At 51.3% G+C, this 21864-nt stretch carries 17 protein-coding genes and 1 tRNA gene; 5 read left to right on the forward strand and 13 right to left on the reverse strand.

Annotated elements, in window-relative coordinates; genetic code table 11:
• Positions 1–456: 456 nt before the first annotated feature.
• The 8 genes from BMW41_RS10925 to BMW41_RS10960 form a co-directional block, all read right to left on the reverse strand.
• Positions 457–1305: a DUF6282 family protein gene (locus tag BMW41_RS10925; protein ID WP_074650116.1), complete on the reverse strand. Its 849-nt coding sequence runs from the start codon at positions 1303–1305 to the stop codon at positions 457–459.
• A 237-nt stretch (positions 1306–1542) separates the two neighbouring features.
• Positions 1543–2796: an SLC13 family permease gene (locus tag BMW41_RS10930; protein WP_074650117.1), complete on the reverse strand. Its 1254-nt coding sequence runs from the start codon at positions 2794–2796 to the stop codon at positions 1543–1545.
• A 415-nt stretch (positions 2797–3211) separates the two neighbouring features.
• On the reverse strand, positions 3212–4240 hold the full coding sequence (locus BMW41_RS10935; RefSeq protein ID WP_074650118.1) for a hydroxyacid dehydrogenase: 1029 nt from the start codon (positions 4238–4240) through the stop codon (positions 3212–3214).
• Positions 4241–4385: 145 nt separating this feature from the next.
• Positions 4386–5087 carry an RraA family protein gene (locus tag BMW41_RS10940; RefSeq protein WP_031474546.1) on the reverse strand — a complete coding sequence of 234 codons (702 nt, stop codon included), beginning with the start codon at positions 5085–5087 and terminating at the stop codon, positions 4386–4388.
• Between the two features lie 218 nt (positions 5088–5305).
• The gene (locus BMW41_RS10945; RefSeq protein WP_074650119.1) at positions 5306–6445 is read right to left on the reverse strand and encodes an amidohydrolase family protein; all 1140 of its coding nucleotides are present in this window, start codon (positions 6443–6445) and stop codon (positions 5306–5308) included.
• A gap of 202 nt (positions 6446–6647) precedes the next feature.
• Positions 6648–8174, reverse strand: a complete 1527-nt coding sequence (locus BMW41_RS10950) for a tripartite tricarboxylate transporter permease (RefSeq protein ID WP_074650120.1) — start codon at positions 8172–8174, stop codon at positions 6648–6650.
• Positions 8175–8192: 18 nt separating this feature from the next.
• On the reverse strand, positions 8193–8663 hold the full coding sequence (locus BMW41_RS10955; protein ID WP_074650121.1) for a tripartite tricarboxylate transporter TctB family protein: 471 nt from the start codon (positions 8661–8663) through the stop codon (positions 8193–8195).
• Positions 8664–8841: 178 nt separating this feature from the next.
• Positions 8842–9909, reverse strand: coding sequence for a tripartite tricarboxylate transporter substrate binding protein (locus BMW41_RS10960; RefSeq protein ID WP_242870343.1), 1068 nt, complete (start codon positions 9907–9909; stop codon positions 8842–8844).
• A 530-nt stretch (positions 9910–10439) separates the two neighbouring features.
• On the opposite strand from BMW41_RS10960, the gene BMW41_RS10965 reads away from it, so the two are divergent.
• Together BMW41_RS10965 and BMW41_RS10970 are read left to right on the forward strand one after the other, a co-directional pair.
• The gene (locus BMW41_RS10965; protein WP_074650122.1) at positions 10440–10934 is read left to right on the forward strand and encodes a YcxB family protein; all 495 of its coding nucleotides are present in this window, start codon (positions 10440–10442) and stop codon (positions 10932–10934) included.
• A gap of 487 nt (positions 10935–11421) precedes the next feature.
• Positions 11422–12390 (forward strand): LysR family transcriptional regulator, encoded by a 969-nt coding sequence (locus BMW41_RS10970; protein ID WP_074650123.1) that lies wholly within the window; start codon positions 11422–11424, stop codon positions 12388–12390.
• A gap of 207 nt (positions 12391–12597) precedes the next feature.
• Here the strand turns inward: BMW41_RS10970 and glnA are convergent, their stop codons facing one another.
• Complete coding sequence (gene glnA, locus BMW41_RS10975) at positions 12598–14022, reverse strand: type I glutamate--ammonia ligase (protein ID WP_074650124.1); 1425 nt, start codon at positions 14020–14022, stop codon at positions 12598–12600.
• Between the two features lie 325 nt (positions 14023–14347).
• Here glnA and BMW41_RS10980 point away from each other — a divergent pair, with 325 nt between their 5' ends.
• The 3 genes from BMW41_RS10980 (at position 14348) to fsa (ending at position 18225) form a co-directional block, all read left to right on the forward strand.
• Positions 14348–15373, forward strand: a complete 1026-nt coding sequence (locus BMW41_RS10980) for an alpha/beta hydrolase (protein WP_074650125.1) — start codon at positions 14348–14350, stop codon at positions 15371–15373.
• A 27-nt stretch (positions 15374–15400) separates the two neighbouring features.
• On the forward strand, positions 15401–17221 hold the full coding sequence (locus tag BMW41_RS10985) for an alpha/beta hydrolase family protein (protein ID WP_074650126.1): 1821 nt from the start codon (positions 15401–15403) through the stop codon (positions 17219–17221).
• A 347-nt stretch (positions 17222–17568) separates the two neighbouring features.
• On the forward strand, positions 17569–18225 hold the full coding sequence (gene fsa, locus BMW41_RS10990; protein WP_031474527.1) for a fructose-6-phosphate aldolase: 657 nt from the start codon (positions 17569–17571) through the stop codon (positions 18223–18225).
• Between the two features lie 119 nt (positions 18226–18344).
• Here fsa and BMW41_RS10995 read toward each other — a convergent pair whose 3' ends face one another.
• The 4 genes from BMW41_RS10995 to BMW41_RS11010 all read right to left on the reverse strand — a co-directional run bounded on the left by BMW41_RS10995 (position 18345) and on the right by BMW41_RS11010 (position 21837).
• The gene (locus BMW41_RS10995; RefSeq protein ID WP_074650127.1) at positions 18345–18887 is read right to left on the reverse strand and encodes an NADH peroxidase; all 543 of its coding nucleotides are present in this window, start codon (positions 18885–18887) and stop codon (positions 18345–18347) included.
• Positions 18888–18900: 13 nt separating this feature from the next.
• A complete protein-coding gene (locus BMW41_RS11000; protein WP_074650128.1) occupies positions 18901–19320 on the reverse strand; it encodes a Fur family transcriptional regulator in 420 nt (139 codons plus the stop codon).
• A 263-nt stretch (positions 19321–19583) separates the two neighbouring features.
• Positions 19584–21524, reverse strand: a complete 1941-nt coding sequence (locus BMW41_RS11005) for a RyR domain-containing protein (protein ID WP_031474770.1) — start codon at positions 21522–21524, stop codon at positions 19584–19586.
• Positions 21525–21763: 239 nt separating this feature from the next.
• A tRNA-Asp gene (locus tag BMW41_RS11010) sits at positions 21764–21837 on the reverse strand.
• Positions 21838–21864: the final 27 nt, after the last annotated feature.

The raw sequence follows: 21864 nt of genomic DNA on the forward strand, positions 1-21864 counted from the left end.
GGTGACAGCTTCCTTGGCGAAGCTCTTAGCGAGGTCTTTTCGAGCTTAGTGCGTGCCATGGAAATTCACTTAGCGAGGTTTTCTCGAGCTTAGTGAATTTGCTTACAGCGGCGTGCGCATCCTCGCGGAGCGTTTTTATTTCATAGGGAATTTCGGAGAAATTTCCTATGAAAGAACAAAGTCCGCAAGGTGATATCCCGCCAAGCAGCGTGTTCATCCTCACGGAACGTTCTTTATTTCACAGGAAATGCAGAGCTCGTTCCTGTGAAATAAAAAAAATCGCGGAGAGATCGTTTCCCATCCATCCGGATCGGTTTCAATCTCTTCGCGATATTTTATGATCTTATCCTGAAAATTCTGCTCTTCTGCTTAATTCTGGCTCCGCCGTTCTTCATCCGGAAGCTTCCCCGGGGGCGCAGCTCAGCTTTTCTCCATCCAGAAGTTTTTCGGATTGTCTCAGCTCAGCTTTTCTCCGTCCAGAAGCTTTCTCGGGTTGTCGCAGATCATCCGGCGGATCTCGGCTTCGGTGAATCCAACGCCCATCAGCTTCTCCGCAAACTCGGCAAGTCCCTCGTCGGAGTACGGGGAATTCAGCTGCCCAGCATCGGTGTCCAAAATAACATGTTCACAGCCCACCGCCCGAATCTGCTCCGCGATCTCTTCGATCATCACGCGATTATGGTATACGGTGAAATAGCTGTGCTCGATCACCGCCCCCATCCCGGCCGCCTTCTTCTGCTCTTCGATCGTGTAGCAGTCGTTCGGGTTGTCACAATGTGTCAGTACCGGCTGGAGTCCTCTGCGGATCGCTCCCTCGACCACCTTCATTCCCTCCTTTGCGGAAATGTGTCCGGTGCCGACAATCATCTTATGCGCCTCACAGGCGTCTAGCACTTCCTCTGCCTCCGGAAGAAGCTCCCCGTCCGCGCCGCAGACCGGAATAAACTTCTCCTGTTCCTCCGGAGCGGAATCCTTATGAGTGATCGCAAAATACGCTCTCGCTTCGAGAGTCGGGAACCACATAAAATGTCCGCCAGCCTGCGCGCTTCTCTCGATCGCATACGGGTTCAGTCCGCCCGCCGACCGGTTCAGGGCGATTCCGCCCTCAATGCGGAGCTGCGGATAGAGTTTCTGTACCAGTTTCGCCCTCGCCGCCGTGTCCAGATAGTGATTCTTGATCAGACAGCCGCCCATACCCGCGGCAAGAAGCCGCTCTGCCAGCTCCAGATCATCACATTTTCTCTTCACAACATCCGGTGAAGTGTGAATATGCAGGTCAATCGCGCCTCTTATCAGGTCCTTCATCATTTTCCTCCTGCCTTCATCAGACGAACAGAGGGCAGCCGCATCCTCCGATGCGCAGCCGCCCTCCTTCGCTATGTAGAAACATATCTTAATCGTATCTACTGCCCGGCGGGCCATAAATACCGATCAATCTCCAAATCCCAGGAAAACACTTTGTCAGCGTTTCCCCTGCCGGATTATCGATGCGAAACATCCGTTTCCTATGACACCGGAAACCACGGATACCATCGCTTTTCCTTAGTACGGCATGTAAATCGGTGTTACCAGCAGTACAACCAGATAGGTGATGAGAAGCATCGGAAGACCGATCTTCATGAAATCAATGAACTTATACTGTGTCCATCCAACGGTCATCATGTTCTGCGGAGCCGCAAACGGAGTTGCATAGGAAGCAGCACCGGCAAGGGTGATGATCATTGCAATCGGATACGGGCTTACGCCGATCTGCTGTGCAACCGATACCCCGATCGGCATGAACAGAAGAATGGTCGGAATGTTGGACATAACCTGAGTCAGGAATGCGGAAGCAAAGAAGATCAGGGTTGTGATCATGAATGTGCTCGGGTGCTCGCCGAGGAGATTCAGAATGATCTGAGCGACCGCATCACCGGTACCGGAGTTCTTTACACCGGTGGAGATGGCAGTCAGCGATCCAACCAGAATCATACAGTTCCAGTCAATTGCCTTGATGGCATCCTGAAGAGTCATGCACTTTGTTCCAACGATAACCAGCGCACCGATAACGGCTGCGATGTGCATCGGAACTGCCTTGAAGTTTGCTGCGATGACAACGAGAACCGCTGCCATGGTTACCGCTGCAATGGTTGCCTTTGTCTTGTTGAGTTCCTTCTTCTCGGTCTTTGCGAACTCCGGAACATAACCGGTATCCGGAATCAGCTTAGATCCGATGAAGGTGAAGTACAGGGTTCCGAGAACGCACACGCCGAGACCGAACGGAGTGATGCTGAAGAATCCGAACGGAGTGAGGCCGAGATCCGCCATGGCGTTGGCTGCGGATGCATTGGAACCTACGCCGACCAGCGTTACGAAACCACCGAACTGTGCACCGAAAAGAAGTGCAAGGAGAGACTTGGACGGTCCGAATCCTGCGGAGATACACATCGCGGTTACCAGCGGAGCCATCGCTGTCATAACACCGATGTTGGAGCAGATGGAACTCAGCAGGCAGGAAACGATAAGGGTTACGAGAATAATGTTTCTCTCATTTTTACCGGTCAGCTTTACCATCTTCTCACCGATCATGTCTGTGATACCGGTGTGGAAGAGGGACGAACCGATGACCATCATGCCGGCCAGAAGCACAATCGTAGTACTATTATAACCGCTGAAGATGTCTTTTGTCTCGATGATGCCTGTATAGGCAAGAACGATGGATGCGCCGATTGCGGTGACAGCGATCGGGAACGGCTCTGCGATAAAGAGCGCAATCATCGCTGCAAGCACAATCAGAGTGATTGTGATAGGACTCATAGGTTTACCTCCATTGAATGCGTTCCGACCGATACCCCCTGGCGGAACATTGTTTACCCCTGAACGGCTCCGGATCATCGTTTTTCCATTCCCCGATCCCCGGATGTTTCCGTTTCTTTGTTCTTATGGTGATTATATTTCACGGCAAAGTAACAATTCAAACACAGATAAATTGAATTATTGACAAAGAATTATAGTTGAATTATCCTCGCGGAGCGTTTTTATTTCATAGGGAATTTCGGAGAAATTTCCTATGAAATAAAAAATCCCGCGCTTCCGCCTCGCAGCATGAGGTCGGAAACACGGGATTCCATGGCCTTCCGGGTCTTCCGCCATGCGGAAGACCGAAAGCATATGTTCAAATCATATGGTCTCAAAAGGAGGGTTCAACCATATTGGGAAATGAGCGGATTGATTAGAAATCGAACATGCCTGCCGGCTTTGTGTTCGGCTTCTTTACGTCATCATAAGTCGGTGCTGTCTCATAATCGATCTGCGGGATCGGCCATGTCGGGTTCTTGCCCTCGTAGCACTCATTTACACCCATTGCAGCAAAGTAGGAAGCTCTGTGAGCTGCCTCTGTCGTGTTGCCGCCGATGTGCGGATACATGATAACATTGTCCAGTGTAAGAAGCGGGTTCTTCGGATCTACCGGCTCCTGCTTCAGAGCGTCGATACCTGCACCTGCGATGATGCCGTCGCGGCATGCCTCGTACAGAGCGTCTTCGTCAACCAGAGCACCGCGTGCTGTATTGATCAGGAATGCGGTATCCTTCATCTGCTTCAGGCGATCCATGGTGATCATGCCCTTTGTGACAGATGTGGACGGAGCATGCAGGGATACGTAATCAGACTCGTTGAAGATGCGGTCAATATCACGAACAACCTCAACGCCATCCGGGAAATCCTTTGCCGGCTTGTACGGATCGTAAGCCAGAACGTTCATCTCAAGCGCAAGCGCTCTCTTGGCAACACGGCTTCCGATGTTACCGCAGCCGATGAGACCAAGTGTCTTACCGTTCAGAGTGTTCTTTCTAACCTTCAGTTTTGCCTTGTAGAAGTCATCTACCCATGTCTTATGAAGAACAGTAACGTTACGGCTCATCTCGAACATAAGAAGAAGTGCAGTCTCTGCTACGGATGTGCTGTTTGCAACCGGTGCGTACAGAGTCTGAACGCCCATCTCACGGCAGGTCTCAAGGTCTACGGTATCGTAGCCAGCGCCGTGACGAACGAGGCACTTCAGGTTCGGGTTTGCCTTCAGTACTTCTCTTGTCATCTTTGTGATACGAACGATGATCGCATCCGGCTGATACTCTTCGAAGTCTGCCTTAACATCCTCAGACTCGAAGCCACGGCCCTTGATCAGTGTGTGGCCTGCATCTCTCAGAAGCTGCTCGCCCTCTTCCATGATTTCCTGCGGCAAAAGAATTTTCCAACCCATAATTTAACCTCTCTCGATGTGTGTGTTTGACATGTTCACTGTATTCCGATATCCCCGGAAGACACGCATCCTTACGCGGTCTTCCAAAGATCCGTATTCATTGAAAAATGGTAACCTTCGGGAAATCCCGAGGAATCCTCTCCGATCAGTTCTCGTATACTCCGTCGATGATCTCGAATTCCTTGTCAGCCAGAGTCTTGTTGACCCAGTCACGGTTGATGGTGCCTGCCTTGGTCTTCTCGAGCTTGCCGCCGTCAGCCTCCATGAATGCCTGAGCCTTCGGAAGAACTTCCGCTGCGTCATTTCTCGGGATGCAGATGATACCATCCGGATCTGCCAGAATGATATCGCCCGGGTTTACGCTGATACCGCCGCAGGAGATCGGAACGTTGATTTCGCCCGGACCCTCTTTGTACGGGCCGCCCGGAGTCGTGCCGGTAGCGTATACCGGGAAGTCCCACTTGCCGATCTCATCGATGTCACGGATCGGGCCGTCCAGGATGATACCTGCGATCTTCTTCTGAAGATACAGATAAGCCATCATAACCTCACCCATCAGTGCACGGGTGTTGTCCTCTTCGTTGGATACAACCAGAACATCGCCCTCCTGGCAGAAGTTCAGTGCTGCGTGAAGAGCCAGGTTATCACCGGCACGGCACTTAACGGTGTAAGCCGGTCCGCACATCATCTGAGCCTTCGGGCTGGATACCAGATGAATTCTCGGATTCATTGCGCAGCTGCGTCCCATAACGTCTGCGGTATTGGAAGCCGGGATCTTCTTGAATTCCTCGATGAGCTTCGGATCCGGCATATTTCTCTTCAGATAGATTCTCTTTCCTACTGACATGATATTTCTCCTTTTTAAACTATTCGGATTCGTGTGATACGCATCCGGTGTTATGTGCATTGTTATCTTATATCCGATATGTTACTCTTCCGGTTTCTCAAATTCAAACAGTGTAAAATTGGTTTTTTTACAAACTTTCTTTGTTAATGTTTTCCTTCCGGTCTGCGCTCATCTTCGCGGATTGTTAGACTTCAGCCGGAAACCGTATACAGGCCGAATCAGAATGTCACGTCGCGGTGAACCATCTCTCCGTCCTTTACCGTCAGTACCGGCTGGTATACTAGGTGCCCGGTCATGGTCGTCTGATCCGGATGGCCGAAGGAACGGTCGCCGAAGACATTTTCCTTGTCCACCGGGCGATAAACCGCGATGTCCGCAGGATGGCCGACGGTCAGCGATCCGATCTGGTCCTCCATTCCCATATGCTTTGCCGGATTGATGGTGCAGCGGCGAATAATCTCATAGAACGGAATGCCGAGGGCCGCATACTTGGAGATCTGCATGGCCATGTTGAAGGAAGTCGGTCTCAGATGCATGCTCAGGTGTGTCAGATCCGATGCGATGATATCCGGAAGGAATCCCTCCCCGATCGCCGCCCGGGCCACCGGAAGGCCGAAATGCTCTCTCGCGTCCGCCGTCTCAAAGATGACGCCGCGTTCCCGCGCTTTGTAGGCCGCTTCGATGACCTTTCCGTTCTGAACGAGACTGGATCCTTTGTTCATATACATATGGGTGATGACATCCCCCGGGCGGAGAATCTCCAACAGTTCCGAGAGCTCTGCCGGCGGATCCGTGCAGTGAACCATAACCGACACGCCGAGGTGTTCCGCCACCTGAATGGTTTTCTTCAGCGGCTCATAACCCATATCCTTCACGATAAACCTGCTGGTGCGAAGCTTCAGTCCCAGAAGCTCATCCCCGTACTGCGCAAAGCAGGCACGGAGTTTGCCTTCATCGATATGGTCCGGCGCCACATCCTCCGGTGTGGGAAGGGACTGAAGACCGGTGGTGCAGACATTGACATAGGCCTTGATCCGGACTTTATCCATCTGAATGAACGGACGGTACATATGATAATTTGCCGGCCCCGAGCTTCCTGCATCCACCACCGTGGTCACGCCGGCGCCGAAGCAGGCGCTTGCCGCCGGAAGGCCGATATTGGCCAGAGGCCACACATGGGCGTGATGATCAACCAGTCCCGGAGTGACATAGCATCCGGCCGCATCGATCGTATTGATGGTGTCTTCCGGAAGATCCGGTCCGACTGCCCTGATGCGGCTGCCTTCCACCATGACATCCATGACTCCGTCGATATTGTTCGCGGGGTCAATGATATGTCCGTTTTTGATTACTAACATAAAATGTCCTTTCTATAATTAAGAAGGTGACAAATCCATGCAACAACAATGCCGCATGGACGCAACAACGGGCCCGGAAAAACCGGGCCCGAAAGCATATCATGCTGCAAACTGCCCATGATCTCAATTATGCTTCATATGATGATTACGTATCAGATGATTCGCCGTTCCGCGGGACGCCAATTTCCGCAGATTTGTTTTGTCAGCCTTCCTCTTCGGAAGTATCGACTTCCTCGCCCTTCGCAGCGGCTGCCTTCTTCTCCTGAAGGTTCTTGCGAACCGTCCAGGTAACGGATACCACACCGACGATCAGGAACGCTGCGGAGATCGGTCTCTGCTGGAAGATCATCCAGCTTCCGTGGCTCGCCTGGAGTGCCTGACGAAGATTCTCCTCCAGCATGGATCCGAGGATGAATCCGATGATCAGCGGAGTGGACGGAACCTTCAGTTTCTTGAAGAGCAGTCCGAGAAGTCCGAAGAACAGGATGCACTGTACATCAAATACACGGCTTCCCGCGCTGTATCCGCCGACGCAGCACATTACCATGATGATCGGAAGAAGGATGTGCTTCGGAATATCAAGGAGTTTTACAAAGATCGGAAGACCGAGTCTTTCGAAGATCAGCATGAACACGGAGGACACGATCAGGGCAAAATAGATGCCGTAAACGTACTGTCCGGATTTGTCAAAGATCAGCGGACCCGGGCTGATCGCATGAACCTGCAGACCGCCGAGGAATACCGCCGCTACGGTGTTGCCCGGGATACCCATGCACAGAAGCGGAACAAGGGAACCGCCGATAACGGCATTGTTTGCCGCCTCAGAAGCGATGACACCATCGATGATACCGGTTCCGAACTTCTCCGGATACTTGGAGGTATTGCGAACCATTGTGTAGGAGAGCAGTCCCGCTGTGGAACCGCCGATCCCCGGAAGGATACCGATTGCGATACCGATCACAGAAGAGATCAGTGCATTCGGAAGCTGCTCGATGAATTCCTTCATGGTCACGCCGTAACCCTTCAGGTTGTAGCCCTTTTTCTGGAAACGGTCGCTGAGGTGCTTACGGTCAAAACCGGTGAGAATGATATCGGTTACCGCGAATACACCGATCAGAAGAACCGTGATATCAAAACCGGAAAGAAGCTGATAGTTGCCGAATGTGAATCTTGTCTGCGCATCGATCGGCGCCATGCCGACCATCTTCAGCGAGATACCCACCAGTCCCGCGATCAGTCCGTTCAGCATATCCTTACCGGAAAGAGACGCGATGATGGTCAGAGAAAATACCGCTACCGAGAAATAGTCCGCTGCCGAGAAAAGCAGGCAGACCTTCGCAAGGAACGGGGAAATAAATGCCAGCGCCACGATACCGATGATTGAACCGATGAACGAATACAGAATTCCGACACCGAGAGCCCGTCCGGCATCACCGCGTTCTGCCATCGGGCCGCCGTCAAATACGGTGGAGATGGAGGACGGTGTTCCCGGAATCTTCAGAAGGATCGCGGAGATCAGACCACCGGAGATACCTCCCATGTAAAGACCTACCAAAAGGGCGATACCGTTGGTTGCTTCCATTCCGAAGGTAAGCGGAAGGAAGAGAACGACTGCCATGGTTGCGGACAGTCCCGGAATCGATCCGAAGATGATTCCGATCATGGTTCCGAACCAGATCAGGAAGAGACAGTAGGGATTAAATACATTGATAAATGCCTGTGCTACCATTTGTTATATCCCTCCTTCTCAGAATCCGAAGACGCCCTGCGGAAGCGGCATCTGGATCACATACGCAAACAGAAGATCAACTGCCAGCGGAACCGCAACGGCGATAACCGCGAACAGAACCGGTTTACGATTGGTATTGTCGCTGAGCCAGAGAATCTGCGCGAACAGATAGACGGCGGAGGACAGAACGAAGCCTACCGGCTGGAACATTGCCATATACAGCAGCATCAGGACAATGGTGCCGATACCGCCGATCAGATCATCGTCACTCTTCGGTTTGATATTGTCTGTAGGTACTTTTCTGGTCAGTGTGATGATCAGTTTCGCGATGGAAACAACAATCATACATCCGGCAATAAACATCGGCACATAACCGGAACCAACATCCGACGCGATCGTCTTTCTGATTCCCACGGCACAGCTCATCATAAACGCGCCGAATGCAAGAAAGATCACGGATGTAAGCAGGTCTCTCTGCTTGTTCGTCATTGTCTTCTCCTTTCTTATAGCCTGCACAAACTGACATCACTTCTGTGCTGTGTCTTTCATGTCAGGTCGCAAAAAAAAGTCTTTCTATCTCACTCTTTTTAAAATCCCCCGGAACTGAACTTCAGTCCCGGAGGATCTACAGTTACTCAAAATAGGTTTTCGTCAGACCGGATATGAATTACTGAGCCATTGCTGCCTTCAGCTCTTCAACCTCAGCCTTGTCTTCCTTGCCTGTGGTCTCAGCATCTCTGTAAAGCGGAGCTGCGTGGTAGGTAGCAAGAGTCTTCTTGAACTCCTCCGACTCAGCAACTTCCTTACAAGCAGCAGACAGCTTGTCTACGATTGCCTGATCTGCGCCTGCCGGGAACTTAACCTCATACTTCTTTGTGGACTTGCAGTCATAACCCTGCTCTTTCAGAGTCTTAACGTCTACGCCATCCATCGGCTTATCGGAGAAAACACCGAGAGCGATGACATCACCTTTTTCGATGTAGTCTTCTACGTTCATGTAGTTAACCGCGATCAGGTCAACCTGTCCGCCAAGGAATGCTGCAAGACGATCGCCTGCTGCAGTACCTACATCGATGTTATCGAACTGGATGCCTGCTGCCTTCTCAAGAGAGTTACCAACGTACTGGGTTGTGGAACCGAATACGGTAGAGTAGCGAACAACGCCCGGATTAGCCTTTGCGTCGGCGATCATATCCTCCAGGTTGTTCCAGCCGCGGCTGTACTGCTTGTAGGAACCGTTCGGGGAAAGAGCTACCAGTGTGTAGGTTGCATCTTCTGCCACGGTACATACGTTTGTAAAGTTATCGGTGTAAGAGAAATCTGCGGTTCCCATTGCTTCCTGAACCAGCGCTGCACCGGTATGTGTGAAGAAAATGTTGTAACCGTCCGGAGCCTTGCTCATAACGTCCTTTGCAGCTACCAGACCGGAACCGCCGGTAAGGTTTGTGATGACGAAGTTCTGGCCGAGCTTCTCGCCGACTGCCTGGAACAGAGCACGGCAGTAAGTATCGGTATCACCGCCTGCGCTGTACGGAAGTGTTACGGTTACCGCCTTCTTCGGCCAATCCGTTGTTGCGCCTGCATCTGCCGCCTTGGACTCGCCTGCTGCCTTGGTCTCAGCAGCTGCAGCGGTAGTAGCCGGAGCAGAACCAGCGGAGTTAGCATTTGCGCAGCCTGCAAGGGTTGCTGCGGTCATAGCTGCTGTGAGTAATGCTGCCCATGTTTTCTTCATCATAAGAGTACTCCCTTCGTTTTTTGGGACAAAAAACCTTCGTTTTTGTTCCGGATCTTTGTGAAATATTGCACTTTATAAAGTGCTTCCCCATGTATGCCTGTATGATAATTCATACAATCTCACAAAGCAAACAACCAAATTTTTGCAAAGTCACAATTTTTTCTTGTATCGCCTCAAGATATTATTTTCTTTTTATTATTGATAAAAATTAATACATATTTTTTTATTTTTTCGTCCTCTCACTTTGCTTTTCATTCCATTTTATAGAAAATATGCACAATTTTTAGTGTGGAATTTTGGAATGTCATAGTCCTTTTGCGCCCAGCTCCGACGCCCACCTTCGCTTTCTCATTGTATTTCCACGACGTTTACGATATGCTTGATAGAACGCGGATCCCGGACATTCCCGCATACTGCTGCCGAAGCGGATACTCCCCGAACCATGTCCCGTACGCACCGGCCAAATCCGCCGGAAAAGGCTGCTCCGCCCCGATCCATCAACGTTTTTCCATCATTCAGGAGGTTTTCTCATGGAACCACTTTACAACATCACCGAAGTCTTAAACCGGGAAGATTATCTGCGCTACAGCAACACCGTATCCGGTTCCAAAAAACTCATCGTCAATCTGTTTTCCACCGGAATCGGCATCCTGCTCTACGCCGTCTCCATCCTGAACTTTCTGAGCCAGCGGATGATTCCCGCATTTATCTGCCTGACCGTTGGCTTTATCTATCTGTATTTCTTTCACAATCTGTGGCCGAAGCTTCTGAACGCCGCCTACGACCGGACCAAAGTTCTGTATGAGACCACGCAGTCTCTGGTCTTCTATGAAGATCACCTGGACGAGAGCTGGACCGAACTCGGCACAACCGTGACGATCCCGTACAGCGAAATCACATCCGTTCTGGAAAATGATGACGACATCTATCTTATGAGATCCAAAACCAACGGCGTCATCATCAAGAAATTCCGCTGTTCTTCCGAAATGATCCGTTTCCTTCTCGGAATCAATAAAAGAGGTTAACCGAATCTCCTCAGACTCCAACATATCCATCAGCCCACACAGGCGGGTGGTTAATCGGAATTCACAGAACAAAGTCCGCCGCTGGTCACCGTTAGGTAACAGCTTCCTTAGCGAGGTTTTCTCGAGCTTAGTGAATTTGCTTACAGCGGCGTGCGCATCCTCGCGGAGCATACGAAAAAGCCGACGCACCCCAGCGCCGGCTTTTTCGTATGGTATGGTAGTATGGTATAACTATGACAAAATGGGGTGATACACACGTATTTTTGATCGAAGCAGCACTCCCGGCCGCCGTCAGATCTGTATCTGCGGCGTTTCCTTTTGTGCCCTGTCTTTCGATGGTCATATGATAATCGCTTCTCTTCCACAAAGCAAACATTCAATTTTTGCTATATTGACAACATTTCTTTGTAGTTGGTATTTACAGCGGCTCATCTTATGCTATACTTTGTTTTAACTGAAATCGAGATCCCGCATCGAGAGGTATGCCATGGATATAACAAGTCTGTATTACTTTCGCGAACTGACCAAAGATCTGCACATGACACGGACCGCAAACCGTCTCTTTATCTCACAGCAGACACTGAGCAACCACATCATCCGCATGGAGGAAAGCCTCGGCGTAAAGCTGTTTCACCGTAAGCCCTCCCTATCTCTGACCTACGCCGGCGAGAAGGTTCTCCGCTTCGCCGATACCGTTCTGGCCGAGCAGGCCAACCTGACGGATATCCTTGCGGAAGTCAAGCAGGATGACACCGGTGTAATCAACCTGGGCGGAAGTACGCTTCGACTGAATGCCTGTCTCCCGGTGATTCTTCCGTTCTTTACCGAGCGCTACCCGCATGTCGAACTGCGGATCGATGACGATATCACGAAAAATCTGGAGCCGATGGTGACCGGCGGCGACCTTGACATGGCGGTGATCGCGTCCACCAGCGACGATCCGAATCTGATCCAGACGGAACTGATGAAAGACCAGATCTTCCTCTGCATTCCGCACGACCTTCTCGTATCCTGTTACGGCGAAGACGCAGCAGCCGCGCTGGAGGAAAAATCCATCCATGGAGCGGATATCGCCGATTTTTCCCGGCTCCCGTTCATGCTCTTCAACAACCGCCTCGGAAAGCAGGTCCAGCACTGCTTTGATGAAGCCGGTTTTGCCCCGAAACCGTATATCACCTGCTCTTACATGCAGCTCTATCTGAGTATTGCATTCCGCGGACCGGCCGCATTTTACTCCACCCGCATGGCGCTTTTGTCGCGCCATCATGAGATTCCGGACAGCCTGAACATTTTCCCGCTTCTTCTGAACGGCGAGCGAATGTATCAGGATCTGATGCTGATCCGGAACCGCCAGCGGTATCTCACCAAATACTCTTCCTATCTGATTGAGCTGATGCAGCAGTTCTTCTCGACGGTTCAGGATACCAGGATCGCGCAGACCGCAAAAAAAGACTGAGCCAAAACGAGCTGAAACACACTTCGCAAGTTTCGAGCGTTTCGCAGCAGTCGCCAGCTCCTCACCGGGGCGTGGGCTTTGGCAAGTTAGCCTCTCCAAAAAAATGGCTCAACGGATCCGTTTATCGTTTTATCAATTATTCCATTTTGAAAAAAACAGCGACAGGTCACGGCTTCTAACCATGACCTGTCGCTGTTATGCTATCTGTCAGGCATTATAATACTTTTCAAACTCGATCGGATTCGGTACCGTCGAAATCTCCCGGCATTCCTCGCGCTTTCTCGCGATGAAATTCCGGATCAAATGCTCCGGGAACACACCGCCTTCCATCAGATAATCGTGATCTTTTTCCAGACAGTCGAGCGCCTGCTCCAGACTGGTCGGCAGATGCTCAAGTTTTGCCTGCTCCTCCGCGGGGAGATTGAACAGGTTCACGCTGAACGGTCCCCATCCGCGGTCTCTCGGATCGATCTTCCGCCGGATTCCGTCCAGTCCCGCCATCAGCAATGCTGCCATCGCGTAATACGGGTTGCAGGTCGCATCCGGATTGCGAATCTCAAAACGGCGCACCTCCGGGCTCTTCGCATACGCCGGAATCCGGATGACCGCGCTGCGGTTTCCGGTCGCATATCCGACGGTAACCGGCGCTTCATATCCCGGCACCAGACGTTTGAACGAGTTCGTACTCGGGTTCGTGATCGCGCACAGCGATCCGATATGTTCCAGAAGTCCGCCCATAAAATAATGGGCTTCCTGACTCAGATGCGCGTCGCCCTGATCATCGGAGAAGATGGTGTGTCCGTTCTTCCGAAGGATCATATGGATGTGCATGCCGCTTCCTGCTTCCCCGAAGACCGGCTTCGGCATAAAGGTCGCCGTCTTCCCGTATTTGAACGCAGTGTTGCGGATAATGTATTTCATATTCAGGACAGCATCGGCCATCGCCGGCATTGGCCCAAACTTCGGTTCCACCTCGAACTGCCCTGCCGCGCCGACTTCCGGATGATGATATTTCACCGCAATCCCGGCATCCTCCATATGCAGGCACATTTCCGAACGGCAGTCATAAGTGTCATCATACGGCTGTGTGATATGGTAATTGCCCTGCTTCGGAACGATCATTCCGGTTCCGTTGGTTCCGCTGTTCCAGTGCGCGTGCTCGGTATCCATCGAGACGGCAATCGCGTCATCCGACACCTTCCAGTTCACCTCATCAAAGAGATAGAATTCCAGTTCTGGAAGAACCAGCATCTCGTCCGCAATGCCGGTGGACTTCATATAATTCTCCGCGGCGATCGTCAGATTTCTCGGATACTGATCCAGCGGCTTATTCTCCGGGTCATCGATCACCATGGCATTTCCGCCGATGGAGAGCGTCGGTGTCTCACAGAACGGGTCCAGCATCGCCGTGTCCAGATCCGGAATAAACACCATGTCGCTCTTTTCCAACATAGCGTATCCATAGTTCGACGCGTCAAATCCGATTCCCGATTTCACCGTGTCCTCGCAGAATCTGGATGCCGGAATCGTCACATGCCGAAGCTTTCCGTCAATGTCCACCATACGGAAATCCACCATCTTCACGCCCTGCTGCCGGATAAATTCCTGAATATCGCTGACTGTTTTTGCCATCACTTTTCCCCCTTGTTTTTATGATGATATTTTCAAAATACAATTTTTCATACAACAGAGATTTGCGCGTGTTTTATATGTCTTTATTTATATTTATCATTCAATTTAATTATATCTATCTAAGATGCACAGTCAATGAAAGCGGTGCAATCCGGTTATCGCTTGTTCCGATATCCCTTATCTTCCGGCTCGATAAGGGAGTTTGACGGCATTTATCTTTTTTCTTCATCAATTTATCAAAACAAATCACATTTTCATGACGTATTTTTGTGCATTTTATAGGTTATACTCTATGTGCAAATAAAATCTTTTAGGGAGGATGTACATGAAAAACAAGGTGTTAAAGAATCTTATGGCTCTCGGCGTCTGCGCCGCTCTGGCGTCCGCGCCCATCGTTGCATACGCTGCTCCTGCCGCTCTGGATGCTGCGGGTGAGGCAGTTGCACAGGCGAACGCAGATGCGGTCACCATTTCCATCAACAAGACAGTTCCACGCGTTGACTATGTCAGCAACATCGTTTACAAGCAGATCAACTCCGCTTCATCCCATCAGTCTTTGGTCCTGAATATGCTTCTTCCAAAACTGGAAAACAATGCTTCCGCACCGGTTGTCATGTTCGTCAAAGGAAGCGGTTTTACTGCCATGAATCTGGACGGCTTTATGCAGCAGCGCCTGTATCTGGCTCAGAAGGGCTTTGCTGTCATCGAAGTCGAGACCCGGGTTGTTCCGCAGGCAACCTTCCCGTCTCAGGTGATCGACGTGAAGGCAGCGATCCGCTACGTCCGCGCGCATGCCAAGGAGTTCAACCTCAATGTCAACAAGATCGGTATCTGGGGTGACTCCTCCGGCGGCTGGGCGGCAACGCTCACTGCCACCTCCAACGGCGTCAAGGAATTCGAGGAAGGCGACAACCTGAATTACTCCAGCAACATCGCGGCCTGCGTTGATTTCTATGGTCCGACGGATCTGCAGACCATCGGCAAGGGCCAGGGTGAAGATGTTGAAGCCTCTCACGACTCCGCATCCACCACGGAAGCCATGCTGGTAAATGGCACCGCCTTCGGCACAAACCCGGGCGGCTCCATCAATTCCGATCCGGCCAAAGCCCAGAAGGCAAACCCGATTACCTATATCGATAAGAAAGATCCGGCGTTCCTGATCTTCCACGGAACAAACGACAATCTGGTTTCCGTATACGAGTCCCAGATCCTGTATGAGAATCTGAAGAAAGCCGGTGTCCCGGCTCAGCTCGTTTACGTACAGGACGGCACGCACGGCGGCGCTGAGTTCTATCAGCCGGAAATCATGGATATGGTTGCAAACTTCTTCACGGAGAAGTTGACAAAATAATCATTTATCAGAAGAAAGGAAAACGGTATGCGAAAATCCATCAAAAAATTCCTCACCGGCCTGTTCGCTGCTGGAATGATCATTGCCGGCAGCACCACTGCCTCCGCGGCGGTACGGTTTGACAAGCTTCCGACACTGGTCTACAGCGAACTGGACGGCCTCATGAAAAAGCAGGCCGCGAAATACGTCCGCAAAGACAACGTCGTTCCGATGCTCTGGCAGGGCTTCCTGGAAATGAACATTTCCGAAGGACGTACCGCCAAGCTTTATGTTCCGGACAACACCCCGCAGGGCGCGATGTTTGTCGCAATGAACGTTCCGGCAGGACAGGATCCGGGCGACTTCATCGTGAACAGCGGCTGGAAGGCAAAAGCGGATCAGGAAGGCATCTGCCTCTTTGTTCTGGAACCGGCGAAAGGTTCCGGCTGGGGCACCGTAGAAGAGGAAGCGGACTATGTCAAGGCAGCCATCGGTGCAGCCCGTGCCGGGAAATGGCTCCAGCCGGGTCCGTCCATCTACCTGGTCGGCTACGGCGAGATCGGATCGCTGATTCAGAAATACGCCATGGAGAATCCGATCGCGGTTGCCGGCGCTGCATTCTTTGACGCAAGTGAGATCGACGCATCCTACCTTAAGGAAAACGGCGCCGTTTCCTTCGATACCGATACCAAGAAGTACGGCGTGACCAGAAAAGAAGTACCGGTTCCGGTCTTCCTCGCGAACGGTGCAGAGGACGGCAACACCGGAGCGGTAACCGCATACTGGACCGCTGCCGCAAATGACAAAAATGCCGTTTCCCGCTTTGCTCCGGAAGGCGCAGCCGTTCTCGCGAACTCTGTAAAGTCCGAGACAAAGGCATATAACTACGTCTCCACGGATACCACCGATGCGGCATGGGCATTTATGGATCAGTACTACCGCTATGGCGGCGGCGTACTTTCCAACGCCATCTCCTGGAAGTTTGATTACAACAAGGGCGGCGTGGAATTCCGTAGTTTCACAGACTCCAACGGCATTGACCGCCAGTATCTCGTATACATTCCGCAGGCCTACGCAGGCCAGAAGCTTCCGGTTGTTGTCGCTTACCACGGTGCTTCCACCTCCATGCGCAACTTCTTCGAGAACACTCTCTGGTACAACATTGCGGACCGCGAGGGCATCATGCTGGTATTCCCGGAGTCTTCTCTGATCCCGGTTCCGTCCACTCTCGGAGGAGGCGAGAAGAACCCGACCGCATACCGCGCGCTCTGGACCATCGAAGATCCGAGCCTGAAGCTCACCGATTACGTATACGCAAAAGATCTTCTGGACAATATCGGCCAGAATTATCCGTACGTTGCGGACACCGGCCGTATGTACTGCACCGGTCACTCTATGGGATGCATGATGACCCACTACCTCGGCAGCACCGATGTTTCCCACCGCTTCGCGGCAATGGGCGCAACCTCCGGACCGCTGATGGCAAAAGAAGAAACCGGTTCTCAGGTTGTTCCGATGCTTCACACCATGGCAGAGTACGACATGTGGAGCTATGACTTAAACAAGGATTCCAGCATGGTGATCAACGCTGCCAATATGTGGCTGACCAAAAATCATCTTGCTGACGCAGAAAATGTTGACGCAGTCCGCCGGGCCGGCTACGCTGCAACCAGAAAGGACGGACGTTGGAACACTTCCGTATGGACCAGCGCAGATGGCGCACCGCTCTACAAGTACATCTGGGTAAGCCAGAAGGATCACGTTAACATGCCGTCCGAGAATGAACTCCTCTGGAACACCTGGTTCAAGCACTGGAATATGTTCACCGACACCGGCATCCGCTACTATGACGGAATTGCGGTAAAATAAACGCCGCCGGCATTCCGGTAAAGCCGGATTACAGAACGGAATGGACGCTACACAATAACTGTATTCATTACAGCCCCGTCACACAATGCAATTCCTGTGACGGGGCATTTTATCGGTTATCGATCGGTTATCTATCGGCTTTTTCGAAAATCGTTTGATATTTCCGCGGAAATTGTGTATATTGACAAATGTTGGATATCAATTCAGTCGGAGATCAGCTCCGGCTGAAGTAACCGCTCCGCGAGGGTGAGCAAAGTCTCGGTCTGGAATTGTGTCTGCATATACAGATTCGAAACCGATGCATAAAATCCGCGGGCGAGTCGTGAATATCTGGAAAGGAATGCATCATGAAATTTTTTATCGATACCGCAAATGTAGATGAGATCAGAGAAGCGGCAGACATGGGAATTATCTGCGGCGTCACCACCAATCCGTCCCTGATTGCAAAAGAAGGAAGAGATTACGCAGAGACTCTGAAGGAGATCACAACCATCGTTGACGGTCCGATCAGCGGAGAGGTAAAGGCTACCACAACCGACGCGGAGGGCATGATTCGCGAAGGCCGTGAGATCGCAGCGCTTCATCCGAACATGGTTGTCAAGATCCCGATGACCGCAGAAGGTCTGAAGGCCATCAAAGTTCTGAATTCCGAGGGCATCAAGACAAACTGCACACTGATCTTCACTGCAAACCAGGCTCTTCTGGCTGCAAGAGCGGGCGCAACTTACGTTTCCCCGTTCCTCGGAAGACTGGATGACATTTCCACAACCGGAATCGATCTGATCTATGATATTGTAGAGATCTTTGCGAACTATGAGGACATCGATACTCAGATCATCTGCGCATCCGTCCGCAACCCGCTTCACATCATCGAGTGTGCGAAGTCCGGCGCAGACATCGCTACCGTTCCGTTCAAGGTTCTGATGCAGATGATGAATCATCCGCTGACCGACGCCGGAATCGAGAAGTTCAAGGAAGATTACACCAAGGTATTTGGCGAGTAATCGGTTCGGAAAACTGAATTAAGCGCAAAAGAAGATGGAGATCAGCCATTCCGGTGATCTCCATCTTTTTTTGTTTCATATTCGATCCGTATTTGTTCTTACTTTTTTACGAAGTCCGATTACTTGAAATATCTGTTCAGCAGTCCAAGGAATGCTTTTCCGTGTCTTGCCTCGTCGCGAGCCATCTCATGAACGGTGTCATGGATCGCATCCAGATTCAGAGCCTTCGCTCTCTTTGCAAGATCGGTCTTTCCGGCAGTAGCGCCGTTCTCCGCCTCAACACGCATCTGAAGGTTCTTCTTTGTGCTGTCGGTCAGAACCTCACCGAGTAGCTCCGCAAACTTTGCAGCGTGCTCAGCCTCTTCAAATGCAGCTGTCTTATAATACTCACCAATCTCCGGATATCCCTCGCGGTATGCAACACGGCTCATTGCAAGATACATACCAACCTCAGAGCACTCACCCTGGAAATTCGATCTCAGGTCCTCTTTGATGTCATCCGGTGCATCGGAAGCAACACCAACCACATGCTCTGCAGCCCATGTCATATCATCGCCCTGCTTTACAAACTTGGAAGCCGGTGCCTGACAGACCGGACATTTCTCCGGAGCCTGCTCACCCTCAAAAACATAACCACAAACGCTGCATACCCATTTTGCCATAGTCTTTTCCTCCTTATTCGGAAACCGGTTGATTGTTTTCGCTTTCTTTGCTGTTCAGACAGCTGCCGCATTTGCCATAGAAAAATGTCGCCGCCGAGTCAATCTTTCCATCCACATACGGTGCCACATGCGAAATGATGCCGTGGTGCATCTCGACGGGAATATCACTGACCGCTCCGCATTCTCTGCAGATAAAATGATAATGCGGCTGTGTATTCGCATCAAAATGTTCCGTCCCGTCTCCCGTGCTGAATCGCTGGATCATCCCCATATCCGAAAGAAGATTCAGATTCCGGTAGACGGTTCCAAGGCTGATCTTTGGATAATCCTTCTGAATATCGCGGTACACCATGTCTGCGGTCGGATGATCAAAACGATGAGCAAGACAGTTCATAATTGCTTCCCGCTGTCTGCTGTGATTCAATCGTTGCAACTGCAGCCTCCTGTCTTTTTCAAAAATCAGTAACTGTTACTGATTTTATTTAACACCACTTGTCCCTCAATGTCAACTGTATTCTAAAATTTTTTCTTATCACTGCCGAGATGACGAACACGATTTGCTGCTTCGGATACGTCTAATCCTATATTAGAACAGGCCATCCACTACCTGGCCGCTCACTCTCAGGCAGCTCGCTTCCAAACCGCCCACTCCGGGGCGGCCCCGGAAGCGAAAGCCCAACACCATCACACGCGGCATCAGATATAAGATTTCCGGTAGAGCTCATATCCCAGCTCATTCAGATAATTCGGAACATAGCGCACGCTGACGCGGATAAATTCCTTCGTCTTTTCATCAAGCTCGTCATACGGCACCATCTCCGGGCTGCGTTTCAGCTCCGAATCCTTCGGTCCGTATGTCCAGCCGTCTGCCATCTTGTCACGAACCCAGCGCTGATGTTCCATCTCTGCCAGAAGCTCCAGCGTCGGGCCATAGAGCTCCTGAATCGTATCGGAGGCTCCCGGCAGAATCGGCCTAAGACCGATATTCAGATCGTATGCCTGAAGTTTTTCACCGAGAAAACGAATCTGCGAGCGATGGCCCTCTTTATAAAACTCGTCCAGATCATTCCACTCCGCCATCTCCGGCTCGCGTTCTACCTCTTCCAGCTGTTCCGGCGTGAGGCCCATCTTTACTGCCTCCATCCGATGAAGGGTCCGGTAAGCCTCGTGCGCAACCTTTGCATATTTGTTGACCTGATCGCCCATCATCTGTTCAAACGCAAGTTTACTTCGAAAATCCTTTACATCCAGATGAATATCAAGCTGTGCATCGATTGGAAGGCAGGACGGCGTAAAACGGTTTACTTCGGACAGACGGCTCATCGCCAGAATAAATTCCAGCGATCTTGATCCATGCCGGTATTCGGATACATTTAACAGCGCACTCAGAAGTCCCTTGGAAATGTTGACAAGACCGCCTTCCGAATCGCAGATTCCCGGAACTTTGCGGACAATCTGTTCCCGCAGCAGCATCGCTCTGCGGATAATACTTCTTCGATCGGTAATTCCGGTCGGATTCGGGCCCTTGATATTCAGAATCCCCTTTAGGCGACTGACAAAATCCGGTCCCTTGACCTTGCGGAACTTTGCCTCCGCTTCCGAATCTTTCGGAAGAAATTCCTCAAACGAGGTGGCTGTTGCGCCTGCAAAGACAAATACCGCACCGTCGATCCGGTTAATGCGGCCGTTTCTGGTATACTCACCATCCTGCATCGGCGCAAGGAAATATTTCAGCCATCCGCGGCTGACGCCGTTCAGTTCGGAATCAAATTCGTCGAAGAATACCAAAGGAATCATGTTCTTCTCGCTCTGGAGCGCCTCACCCAGAGCTTCAAACAGCTCCGATGCGGAAGAATACTGGGAAAGATTCAGCGAAGTGATGGAAAATCTTCCGCAGCTCTTGGCAATCTGTTTCACACCAAACGATTTTCCCGCACCCGGAGGGCCGAACACCGCCACAGAAAGCGGCTGCTGACGCTCCATGTCATCGTCGTGATCGTACAGATAGATATAGTCTTCAAAAAGCGCCCGGATCGAGTGATAGTTCTCAATTTCCTCAAGGTCCACCGTCGACATTCTTCCGTAATGGCAAACCGGCACATGGGAAAACAGCTCCTCCGGCCCCTCAAAGACGATCCGCTCCGCCACCGAAAGATACCGGCCCGGCTGCTTCTTGCAGTATTCATCGAGAATACAGAACGGAGAAATGCCGGAGACAATGGTCTTCAGGCTGCGCTGGGGAACATCAACACAGCAGACACTTCCCTCCTTTTCTTTTTCCAGCAGCGATTTCAGCACCGGATACATCGGAGCGTCATCGGTCATAGTCACAAGCTCTCCCCGGTTTGGCGTAAACAGAAGACTCCACCGGCCCTCATCCTCGATCAGCGCCCCCTGTTCATCCAGAAGAATCACCATCGAAGCATGTTCTTTCAGCGGGCGAAGCGCGTCGTTGACCGCCAGCTGCAAAAGAAATTCATCCACCGTGCGCTCGTAGGAAATGCGCCGGGTGATCGGGAAATCCAATTGTCTTAAGTGCTTCATTTGAAGCATCGGGATTTTATCGTTGGAAAATGCATCCGTCAGGGTCATCCCCGGACGGTATTCGATGTAATCGGTCTCGAGTTTCAGTTCCATAGAAAATCATCTCCTTCTCGTGTAAAAATCGGAAGTCAATTCTATTCTATCATAGCTTTTGGGGGATTATTATGAAAATTTATTGAACGAAAGAATTGATGTGCGACAGCAGCGCACGCTTCCTCGCGGATTCAGCAGCGTGCACATCCTCGCGGAGCGTTTTGTTTCATAGGAAATTTTCTCCGAAATTCCCTATGAAACAAAAAAAGAGCCCGCTTTCGCGAACTCTTGTCGATGAACGACCCGGATGGGACTCGGACCCATGACCTCCGCCGTGACAGGGCGGCGCTCTAACCAACTGAGCCACCGGGCCATCGAAGGAATATACCTTCAAAACTGC

Origin of the sequence: [Clostridium] aminophilum, from assembly GCF_900101295.1 — a bacterium.
In the GTDB taxonomy this organism is placed as follows: domain Bacteria; phylum Bacillota; class Clostridia; order Lachnospirales; family Lachnospiraceae; genus Clostridium_R; species Clostridium_R aminophilum_A.

Excerpts from the sequence above, each read along its gene's own strand:
- BMW41_RS10925 (WP_074650116.1), bottom strand. The coding sequence starts at position 1,305 with ATGAAGGACCTGATAAGAGGCGCGATTGACCTGCATATTCACACTTCA.
- BMW41_RS10930 (WP_074650117.1), bottom strand. The coding sequence starts at position 2,796 with ATGAGTCCTATCACAATCACTCTGATTGTGCTTGCAGCGATGATTGCG.
- BMW41_RS10935 (WP_074650118.1), bottom strand. The coding sequence starts at position 4,240 with ATGGGTTGGAAAATTCTTTTGCCGCAGGAAATCATGGAAGAGGGCGAG.
- BMW41_RS10940 (WP_031474546.1), bottom strand. The coding sequence starts at position 5,087 with ATGTCAGTAGGAAAGAGAATCTATCTGAAGAGAAATATGCCGGATCCG.
- BMW41_RS10945 (WP_074650119.1), bottom strand. The coding sequence starts at position 6,445 with ATGTTAGTAATCAAAAACGGACATATCATTGACCCCGCGAACAATATC.
- BMW41_RS10950 (WP_074650120.1), bottom strand. The coding sequence starts at position 8,174 with ATGGTAGCACAGGCATTTATCAATGTATTTAATCCCTACTGTCTCTTC.
- BMW41_RS10955 (WP_074650121.1), bottom strand. The coding sequence starts at position 8,663 with ATGACGAACAAGCAGAGAGACCTGCTTACATCCGTGATCTTTCTTGCA.
- BMW41_RS10960 (WP_242870343.1), bottom strand. The coding sequence starts at position 9,909 with ATGATGAAGAAAACATGGGCAGCATTACTCACAGCAGCTATGACCGCA.
- BMW41_RS10965 (WP_074650122.1), top strand. The coding sequence starts at position 10,440 with ATGGAACCACTTTACAACATCACCGAAGTCTTAAACCGGGAAGATTAT.
- BMW41_RS10970 (WP_074650123.1), top strand. The coding sequence starts at position 11,422 with ATGGATATAACAAGTCTGTATTACTTTCGCGAACTGACCAAAGATCTG.
- glnA (WP_074650124.1), bottom strand. The coding sequence starts at position 14,022 with ATGGCAAAAACAGTCAGCGATATTCAGGAATTTATCCGGCAGCAGGGC.
- BMW41_RS10980 (WP_074650125.1), top strand. The coding sequence starts at position 14,348 with ATGAAAAACAAGGTGTTAAAGAATCTTATGGCTCTCGGCGTCTGCGCC.
- BMW41_RS10985 (WP_074650126.1), top strand. The coding sequence starts at position 15,401 with ATGCGAAAATCCATCAAAAAATTCCTCACCGGCCTGTTCGCTGCTGGA.
- fsa (WP_031474527.1), top strand. The coding sequence starts at position 17,569 with ATGAAATTTTTTATCGATACCGCAAATGTAGATGAGATCAGAGAAGCG.
- BMW41_RS10995 (WP_074650127.1), bottom strand. The coding sequence starts at position 18,887 with ATGGCAAAATGGGTATGCAGCGTTTGTGGTTATGTTTTTGAGGGTGAG.
- BMW41_RS11005 (WP_031474770.1), bottom strand. The coding sequence starts at position 21,524 with ATGGAACTGAAACTCGAGACCGATTACATCGAATACCGTCCGGGGATG.